Below are 2259 nucleotides of genomic sequence, written 5' to 3'. Positions count from 1 at the left end.
AGGCCGAGAGTGGATATATGGTCGATCATTCTGTCTTCTGTTGGAATCGCGGGTATCGTCTACGGATTTAGTTCTGCCGGTGAAGCTGGTGAAGGCTTCACCTCTGTGAAAACCCTGACAATTATTATCGTCAGTGCTCTAAGTCTCTTATTATTTGTAGTAAGGCAATTAAAATTGGAGGAGCCGCTGCTTGATGTGAGGGTGTTCAAATACAAAAGCTATGCACGCGGGGTCATTTTATTCATCATCGTGATCATGGCGATGTTTGCATCGGAAATTGTAATGCCGATGTATTTACAGGGTCCTCTGGGCTATTCTGCGAAGGTTGCGGGTCTGCTGCTATTACCCGGGGCTCTTTTAAACGGATTGATGTCTCCTGTGATGGGCTCATTATTTGATAAATACGGGCCGAGAAAGTTGATCATACCAGGTACAATCGTACTCACAGGGGTCATTTTTTTCTATAGTAACATTAGCCAGACCACACCGATTTGGCTTTTCATCATCGTGTATGTACTGTTGATGTTATCAATTTCGGCAATCATGATGCCCGCTCAAACGAATGCCTTGAATGAGCTGCCGAAGCATCTTTATCCACATGGGACCGCCATCGCGAATACCCTTCAACCTGTTTCAGGAGCTCTTGGAGTATCAGTGTTTGTCAGTATCATGACACAAAGCCGTGAGAGCTATCTTGACAATCATACTGGCAATGTGACAGGAGATGTTATGAATGATGCGATGACATATGGTGTTCATCACGCATATTGGTTCGCGTTGGCACTGGCGCTGGCGGCATTCTTCATCTCTTTGTTCATTAAAAAAGCTGTGGCCGCAGATGCTGATAAAGCAGAAGGGCAATAAATAAGCAATAAAGTACCTCTTCATTTATATTTTCAGGTTTTCGATATAAGGTGCAAAACGATTATAAACAATGGAATAGCAACCCGGTTATCACATAAACAACACTTTTTTAAATATAAATAGAAATACGAATGGCCGACTTTAGAGTCGGTCTTTCGTATTTCAGGATAATGTCAGATTGAACTGCTGTCTTTGTTAGTCTAATATAATCTCCATTTTTCTATTCTTTGTTTTCATTCCTATTGACCTGTAAAATTCAATGGCAGATGTATTTTTCTCGGATACACCCAATTCAATACTATCAACTCTGAGTCTTGTCCCCAAATCAAAAACATATTTAATTAATTTTTTCCCGATACCGTTCTTTCTATATGTTTCATCAACGCATAAACTGTTTATTAGTAATACCTTCCTTGCTTTGATAAATGAATTTTCAGTTGTTTCTTCCTCCTTCGTCACGATCACTCCGGCTATATCATTGCCTATGGCAGCAACAAAAATATGCTGCTTGTCATCAATCAACTGGCTTTCAAAGAAATCCTTCTCTACTGGAGTCGAATTCTCTTTGTACAAGTCAGGTCTTTCAAAAACGTGGAATTCATGAACTTGCTTAAATAAAGGCAGCAAAGACTCGTAATCGTTTTGCTCAGCGTTTCGAATAGATATATTATTCATAAATCTCTACCCCTCGATCATTGTTTAATTGGTATTCTACTACTTCACATTCTTGCGCAGAAATGCTTAATGTACTAATCAGTTTCAGACATTTATCACAATCTTCTATAAAGTTTACCATAAGACCCAAAACCACTTGGAAGATATAGAATTCTTAAGACGGCTCAAAATGATCATCATCCCTTTCATCAGTGGAAACAGAAGTTGTTGGTAACGATATTGAAGCCTTGACGATACCTATTGTCTCACTGTTAAAAGCTTACTTATTAAAGCGATTATTACATTGATCAATATATAAAACGTAGAATGACGAACAATATCTTAACGATTTTATCCTCCGATATCGACTTGCCCAACTTAGCGTTTGCACCTGATAACAGAGCCGTTAATTTATACAGTTTTTCAATGGGTTTAATATAAATTACAAAAATTTAAGCCAGTTTCCAAAAAGTAGAAACTGGCTTAAATTCATACTGTACTCTTTACTTTCTTAGGTTTTTTATCTTTAACGAAAAAGGCAAGGAACAGTCCAATCAAAGCGGAGATTCCTGCAACAATGAAAGATATGTTGACTCCATGAATGAGTCCTTCCACTCCCCTGTCCGGAAGTGCGGCGGTGGTCATGACTGTTACGAGCAATGCAGTTCCGACAGCACCTGATACTTGTCGCATAGTATTGTTCATTGCAGTTCCATGCGGAATCAGATGATTCGGGAGCTG

2 protein-coding genes and 1 pseudogene are annotated in these 2259 nt (G+C 39.1%); 1 reads left to right on the top strand and 2 read right to left on the bottom strand.

Annotated features, from left to right (window positions below; all coding sequences use genetic code 11):
- Positions 1-864: MFS transporter (locus HP456_RS23035; protein WP_172255407.1), on the top strand; the 864-nt coding region annotated here is incomplete at its 5' end.
- A gap of 195 nt (positions 865-1059) precedes the next feature.
- Here the strand turns inward: HP456_RS23035 and HP456_RS23030 are convergent.
- Together HP456_RS23030 and HP456_RS23025 are read right to left on the bottom strand one after the other, a co-directional pair.
- Positions 1060-1539, bottom strand: a complete 480-nt coding sequence (locus HP456_RS23030) for a GNAT family N-acetyltransferase (protein ID WP_172255406.1) — start codon at positions 1537-1539, stop codon at positions 1060-1062.
- Positions 1540-2007: 468 nt separating this feature from the next.
- A pseudogene (locus HP456_RS23025) lies at positions 2008-2259 on the bottom strand (MFS transporter); the annotation flags it as partial.

Source organism: Bacillus haikouensis (genome assembly GCF_013179555.1).
GTDB lineage: Bacteria > Bacillota > Bacilli > Bacillales > Bacillaceae_B > Rossellomorea > Rossellomorea haikouensis_A.
This window is presented reverse-complemented; position numbering and strand designations above follow the sequence as displayed.

Excerpts from the sequence above, each read along its gene's own strand:
- HP456_RS23030 (WP_172255406.1), bottom strand. The coding sequence starts at position 1,539 with ATGAATAATATATCTATTCGAAACGCTGAGCAAAACGATTACGAGTCT.